The organism is Nonomuraea sp. NPDC050540 (genome assembly GCF_044457485.1).
Classification (GTDB): domain Bacteria; phylum Actinomycetota; class Actinomycetes; order Streptosporangiales; family Streptosporangiaceae; genus Nonomuraea.
In genome coordinates this window covers 1-1,241 of sequence record NZ_JBITHA010000055.1, presented here as the reverse complement: position 1 = coordinate 1,241, position 1,241 = coordinate 1, and the positions used below count along the sequence as shown (strand labels likewise).

Genomic DNA, 1,241 nt, shown 5'->3' with positions numbered 1-1,241 from the left:
TTGAGGCAGCGGATGATCTCCTTCTTGGAGAGTCCCTCTTTGGTGCGTCGTTCCATGTAGGCGCGGGTGCGGGGGTCCCAGCGCAGGCGGACCAGAGTGATGCGGTAGAGGGCGCAGTTGGCTTGCCGGTCACCGCCTCGGTTGAGGCGGTGGCGGTGGGTCTTGCCGCTGGAGGCGGGGATGGGGGCGGCGCCGCAGAGCATGGCGAAGGCGGCCTCGCCGGCGAGCCGGTCGTGGTTTTCTCCGGCGGTGACCAGGAGTTGGCCGGCGGTGTCGGGGCCGACGCCGTGGGTCGCGATGAGGTCGGGGTTGATACTGGTGACGAGTGGTTCCAGGAGCTCGTCCAGGTCGGCGATCTCGATGGTGAGCTGCTGGTGGCGGCGGGCGAGGGACCGAAGGGCGATCTGCGCGGCGGTGGCTGGGCGGGCGGCGTCGGTGCGGTCCGGACGCAGGGCCGCGCAGGTGGTGATGAGCTTGGCCAGGGGCAGGCCGCGCAGTCGTTCGCGCAGCTCGGCCGGGGCGGTGACGATCAGTGCCTTGATCTGGCGCTGGGTATCGGCTCGCTGGTCGACCGCGCTGCGGCGGGCGACACGCAAGTTCCGCAGGGCCTCGATCCGTCCGTCCCGTTGCTTGGGCAGGCCGGTCCGCTCGCCCGCCAGGGCCGCCTTGGCCGCTTGGATGGCGTCGATCGGGTCGGACTTGCCCTGGAACCGGCGGGTCTTGCGATCAGGCCGGTCCACCTCGACCACCTGGACCTGCCGCTCGCGCAGCAGCCGGGCGAGCCCGGCCCCGTAGACCCCGGTCCCCTCCACCCCGACCATTGCCAGGCGCCCGAACGAGCACATCCATGTCAGCAGGGCCTCATACCCTGCCGATGTGGCCGGGAACTGCTCGGTGCCCAGCACCCGCCCGATGAGATCAATCACGGCGGCGGTGTGGGTGTCCTGGTGCGTGTCGACGCCACCGGCAACGTCGAAGTCCGGCTCGTCATGCGATGTAATGGAGGGCATCGTCGTCCTGTGCTCTTGACCATGGGCAGGGCGGCACGCACCAGCCGGGCAACGCGGACAAGACAGAGAAGGGGCCTCTGGCCAGGCTCCTATAAGGTCACAACGCCACGTCCAGTGAGTGCGCACGAGCACCTCCCGGCCGAAGCCGACAGATCCCGTTGAAGACCCGAAGTCAGTCAGTCGGTGGGTCAGACCTCGGCGGGAGGTGCTCACCTACATCATCTCTGTCAG

General features: G+C 69.2%; 1 protein-coding gene. It reads right to left on the bottom strand.

Translation table 11 applies throughout. The features are described from left to right. A partial coding sequence (locus ACIBI5_RS54270) for an IS110 family transposase (RefSeq protein ID WP_397259672.1) occupies positions 1-1,010 on the bottom strand: 1,010 nt, incomplete at its 3' end. Between the last annotated feature and the right edge of the window lie 231 nt (positions 1,011-1,241).